The 814-nt window shown below is 42.4% G+C and carries 1 protein-coding gene; it reads right to left on the bottom strand.

What is annotated here, in order from left to right:
* Positions 1-276 precede the first annotated feature (276 nt).
* Positions 277-814 (bottom strand): glutathione S-transferase family protein (locus A3738_RS28965; protein WP_068764031.1); only part of this gene is annotated, 538 nt, incomplete at its 5' end.

Below are 814 nucleotides of genomic sequence, written 5' to 3'. Positions count from 1 at the left end.
CGGTTGCGCTAGTATCGGTTCTTTATGTTCTAGGGATCGCAACAGGCGTTCTTTAACGATTATTTCGTTAACTCCTTATTGGCCGCAATTAGGTAGACCTAATTGCGGCTTTTTTTGTTGTCTTATATTTGTCTCTGTGAAGCGTGAAGAAAGAAGACATGCTTGGCGCTGGGAATGGATGATTACATTATTAAGCTAATTGATGCTGCTATTTTGACTCAGGCATTAGTGGATTGGTCGCCGGCTTAGGCTGTTGCTCTACTCATAAGGATTAGCCTAGGCCATAGCTGAGAAATCTTCTTGGCTTTTTATTCGGTCTATCCATTTTAGAATATTTGGGTAGTGATTTAGATCGAAGCCGCCATCATGCGCTACATGCGTATATGCAAACAAGGAAATATCGCAGGTTGTTATCGAGTCTCCAGTCAAAAAAGGTGTTTGCGTAAGTTGAGTTTCCATGATTCGAAGTGCTGAATTACCGCCTTCTTGTTTTGACTTGTATTCCTCCAGCCTTTCTTCGGGCAACCCAAGGTATTTGTTAATAAACCTTGCAACAGCAATATATGGTTCGTGGCTGTATTGTTCAAAAAACTGCCACTGATGCACTTTAGCTCGATGCCAGATATCGCTGGGGTATAGCGCGCTACCTTCGCATAGATAATTCAAGATGGCGTTCGACTCGCTAAGCGTCTCTCCTTGATCTGTTATGAGTAATGGAATCTTACCTGCAGGAGAAAGAGCTAGAATTTTTCTGGTTTTGGTTTCGCCCTTCAGGATGTCTATATGAATCCAATCATGCTCAATGTTGAGAAGC

Source organism: Oleiphilus sp. HI0066 (assembly GCF_001635725.1).
The sequence above is the reverse complement of the archived record's forward strand: the minus strand, read 5'-3'. Positions and strand labels throughout refer to the sequence as shown.